This is a genomic window from Actinocorallia longicatena (assembly GCF_039534125.1).
GTDB lineage: Bacteria > Actinomycetota > Actinomycetes > Streptosporangiales > Streptosporangiaceae > Actinocorallia > Actinocorallia longicatena.
This window is the reverse complement of record NZ_BAAAUV010000027.1, coordinates 34,739-51,364: the sequence shown is the minus strand read 5'-3', so window position 1 is coordinate 51,364 and position 16,626 is coordinate 34,739. Positions and strand designations below refer to the sequence as shown.

The 16,626-nt window shown below is 72.0% G+C and carries 13 protein-coding genes; 5 read left to right on the top strand and 8 right to left on the bottom strand.

The annotated features are described in order from the left end of the window. Window positions 1–21: 21 nt before the first annotated feature. The 5 genes from ABD785_RS34085 to ABD785_RS34065 form a co-directional block, all read right to left on the bottom strand. Complete coding sequence (locus ABD785_RS34085; RefSeq protein ID WP_344836742.1) at window positions 22–495, bottom strand: hypothetical protein; 474 nt, start codon at window positions 493–495, stop codon at window positions 22–24. Window positions 496–622: 127 nt separating this feature from the next. Beyond that, a complete protein-coding gene (holA, locus tag ABD785_RS34080) occupies window positions 623–1,573 on the bottom strand; it encodes a DNA polymerase III subunit delta (RefSeq protein WP_425547857.1) in 951 nt (316 codons plus the stop codon). 160 nt (window positions 1,574–1,733) lie between these two features. Then, window positions 1,734–4,181, bottom strand: coding sequence for a ComEC/Rec2 family competence protein (locus tag ABD785_RS34075; RefSeq protein WP_344836737.1), 2,448 nt, complete (start codon window positions 4,179–4,181; stop codon window positions 1,734–1,736). 10 nt (window positions 4,182–4,191) lie between these two features. Next, window positions 4,192–5,223 carry a ComEA family DNA-binding protein gene (locus tag ABD785_RS34070; RefSeq protein ID WP_344836734.1) on the bottom strand — a complete coding sequence of 344 codons (1,032 nt, stop codon included), beginning with the start codon at window positions 5,221–5,223 and terminating at the stop codon, window positions 4,192–4,194. Between the two features lie 66 nt (window positions 5,224–5,289). Beyond that, window positions 5,290–5,706: a VOC family protein gene (locus ABD785_RS34065; RefSeq protein WP_344836731.1), complete on the bottom strand. Its 417-nt coding sequence runs from the start codon at window positions 5,704–5,706 to the stop codon at window positions 5,290–5,292. 87 nt (window positions 5,707–5,793) lie between these two features. Here ABD785_RS34065 and ABD785_RS34060 point away from each other — a divergent pair, with 87 nt between their 5' ends. After that, complete coding sequence (locus tag ABD785_RS34060) at window positions 5,794–6,768, top strand: helix-turn-helix transcriptional regulator (RefSeq protein WP_344836729.1); 975 nt, start codon at window positions 5,794–5,796, stop codon at window positions 6,766–6,768. Here ABD785_RS34060 and ABD785_RS34055 read toward each other — a convergent pair. The 3 genes from ABD785_RS34055 to hflX form a co-directional block, all read right to left on the bottom strand. Beyond that, entirely contained in the window at window positions 6,755–7,594 is an 840-nt protein-coding gene (locus ABD785_RS34055) for a DegV family protein (protein ID WP_344836727.1), read from the bottom strand. The two genes, ABD785_RS34060 and ABD785_RS34055, sit on opposite strands and share 14 nt — an antisense overlap. Before the next feature lie 154 nt (window positions 7,595–7,748). Then, window positions 7,749–8,963, bottom strand: a complete 1,215-nt coding sequence (hutI, locus tag ABD785_RS34050; RefSeq protein ID WP_344836726.1) for an imidazolonepropionase — start codon at window positions 8,961–8,963, stop codon at window positions 7,749–7,751. Window positions 8,964–9,266: 303 nt separating this feature from the next. Next, window positions 9,267–10,667: a GTPase HflX gene (hflX, locus tag ABD785_RS34045; RefSeq protein WP_344836723.1), complete on the bottom strand. Its 1,401-nt coding sequence runs from the start codon at window positions 10,665–10,667 to the stop codon at window positions 9,267–9,269. Window positions 10,668–10,881: 214 nt separating this feature from the next. Between hflX and aceB the strand changes: the two genes are divergently transcribed. The 4 genes from aceB (at window position 10,882) to ABD785_RS34025 (ending at window position 16,529) form a co-directional block, all read left to right on the top strand. Then, complete coding sequence (gene aceB / locus ABD785_RS34040) at window positions 10,882–12,477, top strand: malate synthase A (protein WP_344836720.1); 1,596 nt, start codon at window positions 10,882–10,884, stop codon at window positions 12,475–12,477. Window positions 12,478–12,596: 119 nt separating this feature from the next. After that, complete coding sequence (locus ABD785_RS34035; RefSeq protein WP_344836718.1) at window positions 12,597–14,075, top strand: FAD-linked oxidase C-terminal domain-containing protein; 1,479 nt, start codon at window positions 12,597–12,599, stop codon at window positions 14,073–14,075. Between the two features lie 19 nt (window positions 14,076–14,094). Beyond that, window positions 14,095–15,231 carry an FAD-binding oxidoreductase gene (locus ABD785_RS34030; RefSeq protein WP_344836715.1) on the top strand — a complete coding sequence of 379 codons (1,137 nt, stop codon included), beginning with the start codon at window positions 14,095–14,097 and terminating at the stop codon, window positions 15,229–15,231. Window positions 15,232–15,260: 29 nt separating this feature from the next. Then, entirely contained in the window at window positions 15,261–16,529 is a 1,269-nt protein-coding gene (locus ABD785_RS34025; RefSeq protein WP_344836852.1) for a (Fe-S)-binding protein, read from the top strand. Window positions 16,530–16,626: the final 97 nt, after the last annotated feature.

The window sequence follows — 16,626 nt, the reverse complement described above, 5'->3', positions numbered from 1 at the left end:
GCGGCCGGGGTGGTGGTGTGGTCAGGGGTAGCCGATCACCCTTTCGACGTCTGCCCAGGTCAGGGCCGGGGTCACCCAGTCGGGGCCTGGCTCCTCCTGCGGGCCGAACAGGTAGCGGTTGGGCACGATGTCGCGGATGGCGCGGTGCACGTCCATCCGATCGTCGATCATGTGTGTGATCCCGAGCTCCGCGCAGTGGAGGGCCTTCTCCTCGCGGAGCCTGCAGTAGCGGATCCGGTCCCGTGAGATCCCGGTACGGCCGTAGAAGTCGTGGTACTCCAGCCAGGCCAGCGACATGGGTTCGCCCTCCTCGCTGATCCGCGAGATCACCCAGGCCTGCCCCTTGAACCGTTCCACGAGGCGTGGCAGCACCTCGAAGGCCCCCTCGATCAGGGGCATCTTCGTCGGATCATCGAGGAACACCCGCCCCCGAGCGTCCCGATTGGCCCCGACGACCACCCGTCCCAGATCCACGCCCAGCCTCGCCTCACCCATGCCCCCCACCCTGCCCACCCCGCCATTCCCCCGCAACCCGATTCACGATCACGTGACCCGCACTTCGAGACGACGGCACCCGGGCGGCGGTCTCCGGAAGGAGCGCCGGCGTCCAGAGGGGGCGCTCTCAGCGCATGGAGCGGGCGGTGACGATCTCCTTGACGGCCTTTTCGAGCGCGTAGGAGGCGTCGGCGGCGCCCCCCTTCACGGCCTCATCGGCATCGGCGACCACCGTGAGGGCACGGGCGATGCCGTCCGGAGACCATCCCCGGACCTGCTTCTGCAGCCGATCGATCTTCCAGGGCGGCATACCGAGCTGCTTGGCGAGCGCGAACCCGTTGCCGCGCGCGCCCTGAACCTTGGCCAGCCCGCGCACCCCCTGCGCCAGCGCGCTGTTGATCAGAACGGCGGCGACCCCGGTGTCCAGCGCCCACCGGAGCTGCTCCAGCGCCTCCCCCAGCTTCCCCTCGATGACAAGGTCGGCGACGTTGAAGCCGCTGACCTCGGCCTTCCCCCGGTGATACCGCGCGACGGCCGCATCATCGATCTTGCCCCCGGTATCGGAGACCAGCTGGCTGCACGCCCCCGCGATCTCGCGAAGATCGTTTCCGATCGCCTCGAGAAGCTGCTGCGCCGCCGCGACGCTGATCGTCCCCCCTTGCCGCCGGACCTCCCCCTTGAGAAAGTCCAGCCGCTCCCCCGCCTTGGTGACCTTCGGACACGAGATCTTCCGAACCCCCGCGGCCTTCCCCCAGGCCTCCGCCAGCGCCTTGCCCTTGACCCCGCCCGCATGCACCAGCACGAACGTGATGTCATCCGCCGGCGCCTTCACGTACTTCGTGACCTCGGCCGCCAGGTCCTTTCCCAGGTCCTGCGCACTCCGCAGCACCAGGACCTTCCCGCCCCCGAACAGCGAGGGCGACGTCAGCTCCACCAGCCGCCCCACCTCGAGCCCCGAAGGCACCAGCTCCACGACCTCGGTATCCGGATCCCCCCGCCGAGACTCCCGGACGATCTCCCCGATCGCCCTCTCGACAAGCAGCTCCTCATCCCCCACGACCAACGTCACGGCATCCACCCCCCCAGCATCCCACGCCCGCCCACCCCCCACCCGACAATCGACCGCCCACCCCCAGCCCACCTCCCCGGCAACCGCCGCGGGCCCAGGGAGAAGTCCGGAGGCCGGCGCAACTCGACCGCGAGCCCGGGCACGAACACAGGTGCGCGGGTGAGGGCGGTCATGGGCGGTGGGTGGTGATGGTGAGGGTGGGGGCGGTGATGGCTATGTCGCCGGAACGGTCGGTGCGGAGGGTTCGGGTGGGGTGGAGGAGGGTGAGGGCTCGGGTGGAGGGGTGGCCGTAGTCGTTGTCGGCGCCTACCGAGATCACGGCGAGGCGGGGGTGGGGGGCGGTGAGGAAGGCCGGGTCCTGGCGGGCGCTGCCGTGATGGGGGACCTTCAGGACGTCGACGTGGGGGACGTGGTCGCGTAGGGCCTCCTGGGTGGTCTCCTCGATGTCGCCGGGGAGGAGGGCCGACAGGCCCGGCCATCGGGCGACCAGGACGAGGCTGATGTCGTTGACGGCGTCGCCTGAGTCGCCCTCTCTCACCTCGGTGCCGCCCAGGGGGCCGATCACTTCGAGGTCCAGGGCGCCGATGCGCCAGCGGTCGCCTCGGGCGGCGGCCTGCGGGATCGCTTTCAGGCGGGCCGCGGTGAGGGAGCGGGACTCGGCGGTGCGGGCGCTGAACGGGCTGACCGCGACGGTGCCGACGGTGCGGCGCCTGGCCACACCGGGCACTCCGGCGATGTGATCGGCGTGCGGATGGGACAGGACCAGCAAGGGCACCGCGTGGATCGACAGGGATCGCAGGCAACGGTCGACCGCCACCGGGTCCGGGCCCGCGTCGACGACCACCGCCTGGTGGGGGGCGGCCCACAGCACCAGTGCGTCGCCCTGGCCGACGTCACACGCCACGAAGCGCCAGCCCGGCGGTGGCCATCCTGGCTGGAGGCGGTAGATCAGCGCGGCCGCGATGAGGGTTCCGGCCGCGATCGCCGCGGTGATGCGGCGGAGGCCGGAGTGGCGCAGGGCGAACGCGCCGGCCACGCAGATCGTGATCAGGGCGGCCGATCCCGCGAGACTCTGGCGCCAGGGGATCGAGCCGTGGGGGACGGAGGACGCCGTCCTCGCGACGGAGATCACCCAGCCGACCGCGAATCCGGCCGCGTCGGCCAGGTACGACGCGGGGCCCGGTGCCACCGGGGACAGGAACGCCGCTCCACAGCCGAGGACCGTCGCGACCACGATGGCGGGCTCGGCGAGCACGTTCGCCGGGATCGCCACCAGGTTGACCTCGCCCGACAGCAGAACCAGGACCGGCGCCACCGCGACCTGCGCCGCGATCGGCACCGCGAGGCATTCGGCCACCCGGCGGGACGCCCCACGCCGTTCCAGCGCGGCCCGGACCCTCGGCGCGATCACCAGCAGCCCACCGGAGGCCACGACCGACAGCACGAATCCGTAGCTCCGCGCGAGCCCGGGGTCGGCCCACACCAGCAGCACGACGGCGGCCGCCAGGGCCGCGAGCCCCTGCCGCTCCCGTCCGAGCAGCACCGCGAGCAGCCCGATCGTTCCCATGACCGCCGCCCTCAGCACGCTCGGCTCGGCCCCCACCACGCCCACGAATCCGGCCATCACGACGCCCGCGACGATCGCGCCCCACCGGTTCCCCACCCCGAGCCACCTGCACCCGAACAGCACCGCCACCGTCAGGATCGCCAGATTCGCCCCGCTCACCACCATGCAGTGCAGCAGCCCCGACGCCCGGAACTCCTCCTCGACCCCCGGTTCGAGCCCCGACTTGTCCCCCACCACCATCCCGACCAGTACTCCCCGCCGCTCCGGCTCGAGCCCCCTCACGACCGTCCAGAAGTCCCCGCGCACGCCCCTGACCACCCGTCCCCACCAGCCCTCCTCCCCCACGACCTCGGGCGTTCCCCGCACCACGACCACGCCTCCGAGCAGCTCCCCCGCGCCCGGCACCACCGCCCTTCCCACCACCCGGATCCGCACTCCCGCCCCGACCTCACCCCACCCTGATCTATCCGCCTGCCCGCCCTGCCGCGCCCCCGGCGCGTCCGGCCGCGGTGGCGGAGCGGAGGTGCGGCCGATCAGGAGGACGGGGGTGTGGAGGCGGTAGGCGTGGCCGGGCCATGCGACATGCTGGGCGGTGGCCTTGAGCAGGAGGGTGCCCCGGCGCTTGGGCTCCGGGCGGCCCGCGGCGACGGCCTCCAGGGTGACCACGGCGCTCTTGGTGGCGGCTGCGCGGAGGGGGCTGGACTCGACGGCGTGGACGCGCAGCGAGGTGGCCAGTGCGGTCACCGATGCCAGGGCCAGCAGGACTCCGGCGAGGCCCAGGAGGGGGCGGAGGGAGGTCTCGGCCGGGGTGGGGGCAACGGCCCTTCCGGGTCGGGGGGCCAGGGCTGATCTCAGGAAGAGGCAGGTCGCGGCGGCCGCCGCCAGGGCACCGGCCAGGGGGAAACCGGCTCCGGAGGGGAGGGGCAGCAGGACGAAGGCGGTCAGCCAGCAGGTCAGGGCCGGGAGGATGAGGCGGAGGTCCCTCGGAGTGGGGGCGTCGAGGGTGTCCAGGTCTTCGTGCGGGAGGAGACCGGGTTCCAGCGGGGGCATGGTGCTCCTGTCAGACGCGGACGCGGGGCTTGAGGTCGGCGTAGCGGTGCTCACCGATGCCCGTGACATCGCGGAGCTGGGAGGGATCGGTGAAGGGGCCGTGCTGGGTGCGGTGGTCGAGGATGCGCTGGGCCAGGACCGGGCCCACGCCCGGGAGCTCTTGGAGCTGTTCCAGGGTCGCCGTGTTGAGGTCGAGGGGGGCCGATGGGCCGGGGCCGGCGCCCGGGGACTGCGGAGCCGTCTGGGCCGGGGGCTGGGGCGCGCCGACGGTGATCTGCTCGCCGTCGGTGAGTCTCCTGGCGAGGTTCAGGGTGTCGAGTTCCGTTCCCGGCCGTGGGCCGCCGGCCGCGGCCAGTGCCTCGGCCACACGGGAGCCCGAAGGGAGGGTGACGACGCCCGGTCGCCGGACCTTGCCCGTCACGTGGACGACCACCGACGAGGTCGGCGTCGGGGTGGCCGCGCGGGTGGAGGGGACGCCGATCGCGGCGGAGACGGGGGCGGCGGCCGGGACGGGGTCGGTTCTCGGGCGCGCCGTCCAGAGCAGGACCGCGGCGGCCATCGCCGCCAGAAGGCCCACGACGACCAGGGCCCGGCCTCCGGTGATGCCCGGATCCCAGCGCTCCAGCACGTCCGCGAGGGCGCGCCGGGGCGGAAGCGCCCCTGCGCGGCGTGGCTTCCCCGCTTCCGACGGCCCGGCGTCCTCGACGTCCTCCTCCCAGCTCGAAGACGCACCGCCGCCGCGCCCCGGGGAGCGGGCGCCGCGCACAGCGCCAACGGTGGGAAGGGCCGCGGGAGGCAACGGGGCGGCGCGCAGGGAGGCGGCGGGCTCCGTCCAGGGATCCTCGGCTTCGCTCCAGGACCCGCCCGGTCCGCCTGCCCAGCCCGGCCCGCCCGGACCTCGCCCGCCAAAACCCGGATCGGCCGGAACCGGATCGTCCCAGCGGACCGGATCATTCTCGGACGGAGCCACCGGCGGGGAGCGTAAAGAGGCGGCCGGAGGCTCGTCGGGGCTGCGGCGGACATACGGCTCGTCGGTCGTCATGCATCCGAAGCTAATGAGTCCCGCGCCCGCCGTGGGACCCGAATCGCGTTCTGTGGAAAGCCCGGCTCAGTCGGTCTCGCCGTTCACGATCCGCAGGTAGTGCTCGTTGTGCATGACCCCGAGGACGTTGCCGAAGGGATCGACGACCGCCGCCGTGACGAAGCCGGGCCCGCGCTCGATCCGCGGCATGTACTCCTTCGCACCCAGCTCCTGAAGGCGTTCGAGCGTCCCCGTGAGGTCGTCGACGTGCCAGTGGACGACCGCGCCGCCCGCCTCGGCGGCCATTCCCTCCGGTGCGAACGCCCGGGAGACGATGCCGAACTCGGCCTGGTGGTCGCCGATGCGGAACTCGCAGTAGGCGACCCGCCCGTCCGGTCCCGGACGCTCGAAGTAGGCCTCCACTCCGAACAGCTCGGCGTACCAGCTCCTGGCCGCCTCTACGTCGTCGGCCCAGATGTTGACGGTGGCGAATCCCCTGAACATTTCCTGCTCCCTCTCGTTGCTGACCTCTCCCACCCTAGGAGCCCATTAGGTCATCCAAAGTCCTAGTTCACGGGCAGAATCGACGTCATGCGAGATCCCTCCGGCCGCCTGCTCCGCCTGCTGTCCTTGCTCCAGACCCCGCGTGACTGGTCCGGCACCGAGCTGGGCGACCGTCTCGGCGTCACCCCGCGCACCATCCGCCGCGACGTCGACCGGCTGCGCGAGCTCGGCTACCCCGTCCACGCCACCCAGGGCGCCACCGGCGGCTACCGCCTGACGGCCGGTTCGGCCATGCCGCCGCTCCTGCTCGACGACGACGAGGCCGTGGCCATCGCGATCGGCCTCCGCTCGGCGGCGGCCTCGGCGGTCACCGGCATCGAGGAGACGTCCCTGCGCGCCCTGGCCAAGCTGGAGCAGGTCCTCCCCCACCGGCTGCGGCACCGCGTCCGCACCCTGGCCCAGGCCGCCGTCGGCCTCCCGCCCGTCAGCGGGCCCGCCGTGGACCCCGAGCTGCTCGCCGCCCTCGCCGCGGCCTGCGCGACCCACGAGAAGATCCGCTTCACCTACACCACGCCCGGCTCCCCCGGCACCCGGCGCCTCGTGGAACCGCACCGGGTCGTCGGCGTCGGACGCCGCTGGTACCTGGTCTCCTACGACGAGGGGCGCGACGCCTGGCGGACCTTCCGCGCCGACCGCGTCAGCGAGCTGCGTCCCACGGGGGTCAGGGTCGCCGAGCGCACCCTGCCCGGCGGGGTCGACGCCGCCACCTGGGTCGGGCACTGGCTGTCGGGCCGCGAGGGGATCGTCAGGGCGCGGCTGCTCCTGCACCTGCCGTTGGAGCGGGCGGCCGAGCTGGTGCCCGGCTGGCTCGGAGTCCTCGAACCCGTCGACGAGCGCAGCTGCCTGCTCGTCACCCATCCCGACTCGCCGGAGAACCTCGCCCACCGGATCCCGGTCCTGCCGGTCGGCTACACCCTCCTCGGCCCCGCGCGGGTCCGCGCCCATCTGCGCGTCATCGCCGAACGGGCCCTGGCGGGGACGGACGAGGTCAGCGGGGGCTGACGGCCACGCCGATCATGCCCGGGCCGACATGGGCGCCGATCGCGGGCCCGACCTCGCCGATGTGCAGTGAGCCGATGCCCGGGACGCGGTCCCTGAGCCGTGCCGCGAGGGTCTCGGCGCGGGATCCGGCCGCCAGGTGCTGGACGGCCAGATCGACCTCGCCCCCTGAGGCCCGCTCGACGACGAGCTCCTCGAGCCGCGACAGGGCCCGCGACGCCGTCCTGACCTTCTCCAGCGGGATGATCCGGCCGTCGGAGATCGTCAGCAGCGGCTTGACCATGAGTGCCGACCCCAGCAGGTTGGCCGCGGCGCCGATCCGCCCGCCGCGGCGCAGATGCTCCAGGGTGTCCACGTAGAACAGGGAGTGGCTGCCGAGCGCCCGTGCCCTGACGATCTCCGCCACCCGCTCCCCGGACGCTCCCTCGGCGGCCGCCGCGGCCCCGGCCAGCGCCGAGAAGCCGAGGGCCATGCCGAGCGTCCGGCTGTCGATCACATGGACGGGCACCGGGGCGGTCTCCGCGGCGAGGACGGCGCACTCGAACGTGCCCGACATCGCCGAGGACAGGTGCACCGACACGATCGCCTCGGCCCCGCCGCCCGCCGCGACCTTGTAGGCATGGGCGAACCGCTCCGGGGACGGACGCGACGTGGAGACGGGCTGCCACTCGCGGAGCGCCCTGGCGGCGTCCTCGGCGGTGACGTCCACCCCGTCGTCCAGGACCGACCCGCCGATGACGATGTGCAGGGGCACCACTTCGATGCCGTGCTCCGCCACCAGATCAGGGGGCAGATAAGCGGATGAATCCGTAACTATCGCGACACCCATGACTGAACCGTACCTTTGCCCCGTTAACCGCTCATCACACCAACGTGACCAGTGCGATGCGAGTTCCGAAAGGGCCAAAAAGACCCACACTTGCTGACACAGAAGAGCGGCGCCCGGACAGAAGCCCCGGACGCCGCAGCAGATCCTGTGAATACTACGGCTGGACGGGAGTGCCTCCGCGCCAGACGCGGAGGGCCCGCAGGCCGTGGGCCCAGGCGAAGGCGCCCTCGTGGTCGGCGTCCCACAGCACGATGTCGGCGTACATGCCGCGCGCCAGCGAGCCGCGGTCGGAGACGCGCAGGGCCGCGGCGCCGCCGAGGGTGGCGGCGCGCAGGGCCTCGGTCACCGACATCTTGAACATCGCGACGGCCAGGCCGACGACGACCGGCATCGAGGTGATGCCGCACTCGCTCGGGTTGTGGTCGGTGCCGAGCGCGACGGTGACGCCGCGGTCGAGCATCGAGCGGACCGGCGGGAACCGCCCGTTGCGCAGGGCCGAACCGGGGCAGACCGTCGCGACGACGCCCGCGTGGGCGAGCGCCTTGATGTCCTCCTCCGTGGCCTCGGTGAGGAGGTCGGCGGAGGCGCAGCCGAGTTCGGCGGCGACCTGGGCGGGACTGGTGCGCTCCTGCGTGCCGCAGGCGTGGATGCGGGCCTTCAGCCCGGCGCGCTGGGCGGTGTGCAGCAGCACGCGCGCCTCGTCCGGGGTGAAGTGGCCGTCCTCGCAGGACACGTCCATGCTGTCGGCGCCGGCCGCGGCCGCGTCGGCGGCCCACTGCCGGACGGCCTCGACGTAGTCGCGGCGGCGGCCGAAGTACTCCGGCGGCAGCACGTTGGCGGCCATGAAGGTGGCGTGGATGCGCGGCATGGCGGGCTCGTTCTCGAGCGACCGCAGCATGCGGATGTCGGCGAGCTCCCCATCGCGCGTCAGGTGGTAGCCGGTCTTGGCCTCGACGGTCGTGGTGCCGCTCAGGATCCACGCGCGCAGCCGCTCACGGACCGCGTTGCACAGGGTCCACGGGTCGGTGCCGCGCGTCACCGTGACGGTCGAGGCGATCCCTCCGCCCGCGGCGGCGATCTCCTGGGAGGTCGCGCCGGAGGTGCGCATGGCGAGTTCCGCCCACCGGTTCCCCGCGTACACGGGGTGGGAGTGGGCGTCGATGAGACCGGGGGTGACCAGCCCGCCGCCAAGGTTCTCCACATGGTCGACATCGACGATGTCGTCGATGACGCCGGGCACGCTGGCGGGGAGGTCGGAGGCCTGTCCCGCCCACACGATGCGGTCGTTGTGGATGAGAATGGCGGCGTTGCTGCAGACATCGGTGCCCGTCCACAGGCGTCCGATGTTCGTCAGCAGGCGAACCGTCATAGTCGTGTCACCGAACCGTCCGTCGGAGGGGTTTTCCGGACGTCAAGAGCCACCTGCTCTCGCTGGTGCCGCCCTGACTGGGTGCCGGGCGACGGATACGTACCAGTACTCGGATGAGTACCGGGAGCAACGGGACCGGAGATATCGGTTTCGTCACGGTAGTGCACGTCAGGCCCGCCATACAACCTCTTGACATCGGAACGTGGCACGGTCCCGAGAAGTTCCTACGGAATGTAGACGTCCCGGGACCGCTACGTGCGCGAAACCATGGAGATGTGGCCGTTTAGTGACCCTCCGGAAGGCTCACTGAGCCGTCGTGGCGACCTCGAAGCGCTCGAGTTCCGCCGCGAGCGCGAGCGGGACCCGGGCGATCAGCTCGGTGCCGTCCTCGCGGTGCGTCGTCTTGGTGACGTCGCCCGCGTCGTGGATCCGCGCCACCAGGGAACCCTCCGCGTACGGCAGGAGCACGTGCACTTCCCTGTCCATCTGCGGCAGGGCGGCCTCGACCAGCGCCATCAGCTCGTCGATCCCGGCCCCGGTGTGCGCCGAGACGACCGCGTTCGACTTGAAGGCCCGCTGGAGCCTGCCGATCGCGAGCGGATCCGCGACGTCCGCCTTGTTGATCACGATGATCTCGGGGATGTTCGCGGCGTCCACCTCCGACAGCACCTCCCGGACGGCCGCGATCTGCGCCTCGGGGTCGGGGTCGGAGCCGTCGACGACGTGCAGGATGAGGTCGGCCTCGCCCACCTCCTCCAGCGTCGAGCGGAACGCCTCGACCAGCTGGTGCGGAAGATGACGGACGAACCCGACCGTGTCGGCCAGCGTGAACGGCCGCCCGGACGGGGTCTCGGCCCTGCGCACGGTCGGGTCGAGGGTCGCGAACAGCGCGTTCTCGACCAGCACGCCCGCGCCGGTCAGCCGGTTCAGCAGCGACGACTTGCCCGCGTTGGTGTAGCCCGCGATCGCCACGGAGGGCACCTGGCGTGAGCGCCGCGCCGACCTCTTGGTCTCGCGCGACTTCGACATCTCGGCGATCTGGCGGCGCAGCTTGGCCATCCGGGTGCGGATCCGCCGCCGGTCCAGCTCGATCTTGGTCTCGCCGGGGCCGCGGCCACCGATGCCGACGCCGCCGGCCGCCCGTCCGCCGACCTGGCGGGACAGGTTGCCACCCCAGCCGCGCAGGCGCGGCAGCAGGTACTGCAGCTGCGCCAGCTCGACCTGAGCCTTGCCCTCGCGGGACTTGGCGTGCTGGGCGAAGATGTCGAGGATCAGCGCGGTGCGGTCGATGACCTTCACCTTGCAGATCTCCTCCAGGGTCCTCAGCTGCGAGGGGGCCAGCTCGCCGTCGGCGATGATCGTGTCGGCGCCGGTGGCCAGCACGACGTCCGCCAGCTCCTCGGCCTTGCCGGAACCGATGTAGGTCGCCGGATCGGCCTTGGCGCGCCGCTGCATCAGGCCCTCGAGCACCTCGGAACCCGCGGTCTCGGCCAGCAGGGCCAGCTCGCGCATCGAGTTCTCGGCCTGGGTCTGCGTGCCCTCGGTCCAGACACCGACCAGGACGACCCGTTCGAGCCGCAGTGACCGGTACTCGACCTCGGTGACGTCCTCCAGCTCGGTGGACAGTCCGCTCACGCGGCGCAGCGCATGCCGTTCGGCGAGGTCGTATTCGCCGGCGGTTTCGAGGTCTTCGTACTCGGTCATGTTCCTCCTGCGGGTCCGTTGCGTCGTACAACGCTTCTCAGCGGCGGCTTCTTCCGCCGCCCCTAGCCTGCCACGCCCTCCCGGCGGTCTTCATCCCAATAATCGCGGGCAGGTCTCCCCTGGGGGGTACCCCGCTTTGTGGGATCGGGCCCCGGCGGCTAATATTTTCATTACTCAGAAGTAGTATTTCATCTGGCGAAATTTAGGAGCCGACATGGGCGTTGAGGTCAGCGGACCCAGCAACCCGCGTTTCGACGAGATCCTGACCCCCGAGGCCCTCGCCTTCGTGGCCTCTCTCCAGCGCGAGTTCGGCGCACGCCGCCTCGAGCTCCTGGCCGCGCGCGTCGAGCGGCAGGACGCCCTGACCGCCGGCGGCACCCTGGACTTCCTCCCCGAGACCGCCGGGGTCCGCCAGGACGACACCTGGAAGGTCGCCGCCCCGGCGCCCGGTCTCGAGGACCGGCGTGTCGAGATCACGGGCCCGACCGACCGCAAGATGACCATCAACGCCCTGAACTCCGGCGCGAAGGTGTGGCTGGCCGACTTCGAGGACGCCAACACCCCGCTGTGGAACAACATGATCGAGGGCCAGCTCAGCCTGCGCGACGCCCTCGACCGCACCATCGACTTCACCGACGAGAAGTCCGGCAAGTCCTACTCCCTCAAGCCCGACGAGGAGCTCGCCACCATCGTCGTCCGCCCGCGCGGCTGGCACATGGAGGAGAAGCACCTGACGGTCGACGGCAAGGCGATGTCGGGCTCGCTGTTCGACTTCGGCATGTACTTCTTCCACAGCGCCCGCCGCCAGCTCGCCAAGGGCAAGGGACCGTACTTCTACCTGCCGAAGATGGAGTCGCACCTCGAGGCCCGCCTCTGGAACGACGTCTTCAACTTCGCCCAGGACGAGCTCGAGATCCCGCGCGGCACCATCCGCGCGACCGTCCTCATCGAGACGATCCCGGCCGCGTTCGAGATGGAGGAGATCCTCTTCGAGCTCCGCGACCACTCCGCGGGCCTCAACGCGGGCCGCTGGGACTACCTCTTCTCCGTGATCAAGAAGTTCCGCTCGCGCGGCGCCTCGTTCGTGCTGCCCGAACGCAACGCCGTCACGATGACCGCGCCGTTCCTGCGCGCCTACACCGAGCTGCTCGTCCGCACCTGCCACAAGCGCGGCGCGCACGCCATCGGCGGCATGGCCGCGTTCATCCCCTCCCGCAAGGACGAGGAGATCAACAAGGTGGCGTTCGAGAAGGTCCGCGCCGACAAGACCCGCGAGTCCGGCGACGGCTTCGACGGCTCCTGGGTGGCCCACCCCGACCTCGTCCCGGTCTGCCGCGAGATCTTCGACGGCGTCCTGGGCGACAAGCCGAACCAGCGCGACCGCCTGCGCGAGGAGGTCAACGTCTCGGCCGCCGACCTGCTCGCCATCGACCAGACCCCCGGCGAGATCACCGAGGCCGGCCTGCGCAACAACATCGACGTCGCGCTCCGCTACCTCGCCGCCTGGCTGAACGGCTCCGGCGCCGTCGCGATCCACAACCTGATGGAGGACGCGGCCACCGCCGAGATCTCCCGCTCCCAGGTCTGGCAGTGGATCTACAACGGCATCAAGCTGCCGGACGGCACCACGGTCACCAAGGAGCTCGTCTCCACGCTCCTCGACGAGGAGCTGGCCAAGATCCAGGACGAGCTCGGCGACGCCTACAACAGCGACCGCTACAACGAGGCCGTGGCCCTGTTCAAGGAGGTCACGCTCGCCGACGACTACAGCGAGTTCCTCACCACCCCGGCCTACGTCCGCTTCCCGTAGCCGGACTATTTTGGGCCGTGGCGGGCGCCTCCGCCGCGGCCGGACCATCCGGGCCGGGGCGGACGACCGTCGCGGCCCGGCGCGTCCTGCGTCCTGTCGGGTTCGGCTGAGGAGGGTTCGTGGGACAGGTGACGGCGGGACGCGTGCTGGAACGGCTCGCGGTGCGGTTCCGCGAGATCCTCGGCGACGCGGCGGTGATCGACGACCCCGCCCGGCTGCGGACCTACGAGTGCGACGGGCTCACCTACCACCGGGCGGCCCCCGGGCTGGTCGTGCTGCCCGAGAGCGCCGAGCACGTGGCGGCCGTGGTCCGCGCGTGCGTGGCCGAGGGCGTGCCGTACGTGGCGCGGGGCAGCGGGACGGGCCTTTCGGGCGGGGCGCTGCCGCGCACCGACGGGGTGCTCATCGTGACGTCCCGGATGCGGCGGATCCTCTCCATCGACCTCGACGACCAGCGCGCCGTGGTCGAGCCCGGCGTGATCAACCTGGACGTCACCAAGGCGGTCAGGTCCGACGGTTACTACTACGCCCCCGACCCCTCCAGCCAGCAGATCTGCTCGATCGGCGGGAACGTGGCGGAGAACTCCGGCGGGGCCCACTGCCTCAAGTACGGGTTCACCGCCAACCACGTCCTGGCCTGCGAGGTCGTCACCCCCGACGGCGAGATCATCACCCTCGACGACGGCCCCGGCTACGACCTGCTCGGCGCCTTCGTCGGCGCCGAGGGCACCCTGGGCATCACCACGAAGATCACCGTCCGGCTGACGAGGTCGCCGCAGGCCGTCCAGACGCTCCTGGCGGCGTTCCACTCCATCGAGGAGGCCGGCGAGGCCGTCAGCGCGATCATCGGGGCGGGCGTGGTGCCCGCGGCGATCGAGATGATGGACGCCCTGGCGATCGAGGCCGCCGAGTCCGCCGTGGCCTGCGGCTATCCGGCCGGGGCCGAAGCGGTGCTGATCGTCGAGCTGGACGGCCCCGAACCCGAGGTGGCCCACCAGTTCGAGCAGGTCCAGGCCCTGTGCGGGCACGCCTTCGAGCAGCGGGTCGCCGCCGGGGACGCCGAGCGCGCCCTCATCTGGAAGGGCCGCAAGTCGGCGTTCGCCGCGGTCGGCCGGATCTCGCCCGCCTACATCGTCCAGGACGGGGTGATCCCCCGGACCGCCCTCCCGCAGGTCCTGGCCCGCATCGACCGGCTGTCGAAGGACTCCGGGGTCAGGGTCGCCAACGTCTTCCACGCGGGCGACGGCAACCTGCACCCCCTGGTGCTGTTCGACGACGCGGAGGAGGGCGCGGGCGAGCGCGCCGAGAGGGTGTCGGGCGCCATCATCGACCTGTGCGTCGAGCACGGCGGCTCGATCACCGGCGAGCACGGGGTAGGGGTCGACAAGTCCCGCTACATGCCCCGCATGTTCACCGACACCGACCTCGACACCATGCAGATGGTCCGCTGCGCGTTCGATCCGCCCGGCCTCTGCAACCCGGGCAAGATCTTCCCCACCCCGCGGCTGTGCGGGGAGGTCCCGCGCGTCCGCAAGGCGGACGAGCCCTTCCACCGCCCGGCTCCCGAGGCCCCGGCGGCGGAAGGCGACCTCTACTGATGAGCGGAGAGGGTTAGGCATGCTCGACTCACGGCCGGTCACCGATGACGACGCGATCCTCGGGGTGCGCCCCAGGTACGTCGCCGAGCCGTCCACGGTCGCCGAGGCGGCGGCCGTGATGCGCGCGGCCGGCGAGCAGGGGCTCTCGGTGGTCCCGCGCGGCAACGGCACCAGGATCCACTGGGGCGCCGCGCCCCGCGCCTGCGATCTGGTGATCGACACACGGCGCCTCGGCCGGATCGTCGAACACGCCGCGGGAGACCTCGTGGTGACGGTGGAGGCGGGCGTGCCGGTCGCCGATCTCCAGGCGCTGCTCGCACGCGAGAACCAGCAGCTCGCCCTGGACGTGCCGATCGGCGCGGCGGACGGCCCCGGCTCGACGGTCGGCGGGGTGATCTCCGCGGGGGTGGCGGGGCCACGGCGGCTCCTCTACGGGACGGTGCGGGACCTGCTGATCGGGATCACGGTCGTCCGGGCTGACGGGGCGATCACCAAGTCCGGTGGCAAGGTCGTGAAGAACGTCGCGGGCTACGACCTCGGCAAGCTCTACACGGGCGCGTTCGGCACGCTCGGCCTCGTCGTCTCGGCCTCCTTCCGGCTGCATCCGGTTCCCGAGCAACGACGCTACGTGACGACACTGACAAAGGAGCCGCTCCGCGACGTCCTGCGGATCCTGCACAGCGATCTCGTACCGAGCGCCGTCGAGCTGAAGGGCCCCGACACGCTGGTCACGCTGCTGGAGGGCAGCGCCGCCGACGCCAGGGCCGCCGAGGCCGTCCGCCTGCTGGGCCGCGGCACCGAGGTCTCCGACACCCCGCCGGACTGGTGGCTGCGCCATCCGAAGGGCGAGGTCCTGCTCGAGGTCCGCGCGAAGCCGACCGACCTGCCCGCGATCCTCGAGCTGGCCGGGGCGCGCGTCCGGGGCTCGGCGGGCAGCGGCGTCTGGCTGATCGGCGCCTTCGCCGTCTCCGCCCCCGATCTGGTCGCCCGGCTGCGCGAACGCTGGCCGACGATCGTCAGATACGCCCCCGAGGCCGTCCGGGACACCGTCGACCTGTGGGGCCCCTCCCCCGCGCTCCCGCTGATGCGCCGGGTGAAGGACCAGTTCGACCCCGCCCACCGCCTGTCGCCCGGCCGCTTCGTCGGAGGAATCTAGTGAGCCCCGATCCCCACCAGCACGACGGCCTGCCCGACGCCTCCGGCGACGCCGGAAAGGACGCCTTCGGCGAGCTGCTCGGCGACTGCGTCCACTGCGGCTTCTGCCTGCCGACCTGCCCCACCTACGTGCTGTGGGGCGAGGAGATGGACTCCCCGCGCGGCCGCATCCACCTGATGCAGCAGCACCACGACGGCGCCCCGCTGACCCCGGAGATGACCGGCCACTTCGACGCCTGCCTGGGCTGCCTCGCCTGCGTGACGTCCTGCCCGTCCGGAGTCCGGTACGACAAGCTCATCGAGCACACCCGCGAGGAGGTCGAGCAGGCCCGCCCCCCGCAGGACAGGGCGCTCCGCGAGGCGATCTTCGCGGTCTTCCCCTACCCGCGCCGCCTGCGCGCCCTGCGCGGCCCGCTGCGCGCCTACCAGAAGTCCGGCCTGTCCAGGATCGCCGGGCCCGCGCTGGAGCGCCTGCATCCGGTCCTGGCGGCCATGGAACGCCTCGCGCCGCCGCTCGGCCGCGCCTACCGCCTCCCCGCGAAGATCAGCGCCAGGGGTGAGCGCAGGGCCACGGTCGGCATGCTGACCGGCTGCGTCCAGCGCGAGTTCTTCCCGCAGGTCAACTCGGCGACCGCCCGGGTGCTGGCGATGGAGGGCTGCGACGTCATCGTGCCCAAGGGCCAGGGCTGTTGCGGCGCCCTGTCCCTGCACTCGGGCCGCGGCGACGAGGCCCGCGCCTTCGCCAAGAAGACGATCATCGCGTTCGAGTCCGTCGACGTCATCGTGGTGAACTCCGCGGGCTGCGGCTCGGCGATGAAGGAGTACGCCGCCCTGTTCGCCGACGACCCGGCCTGGGCGGGCCGCGCGGAGGCCCTGACCGCCAAGACCCGCGACTTCACCGAGTACCTGGTCGAGCTGGGCCCGCGGGCCGAACGCCACCCCCTGGACGTCACGGTCGCCTACCACGACGCCTGCCACCTCGGCCATGCCCAGGGCATCCGCGCCCAGCCCCGCGAGCTCCTGCGCGGCATCCCCGGCCTGGAGCTGAAGGAGATCGCCGACCCCGACGTCTGCTGCGGCTCGGCCGGCACCTACAACCTCCTCCAGCCCGAGGCGGCGAACGAACTGGGCGACCTCAAGGCCGCGAACGTCCAGAAGACGGGCGCCCGCTGGCTGGTGGCCGCCAACCCCGGCTGCACCCTCCAGATCGCGACGGCCCTGCGCCGCAAGGGCGAGGAGATCTCGGTCGCCCACCCCGCGCAGATCCTCGACGCCTCCCTGCGTGGCCTTCCGCTGTAAAACATGAGCAATTGTCGCATTGGACCGTCCAAACATGCGTTAAGCTGCGCCAACGCAATTTTTCGGGCACTCAGCACATCACCCCCTTGGACGTCCC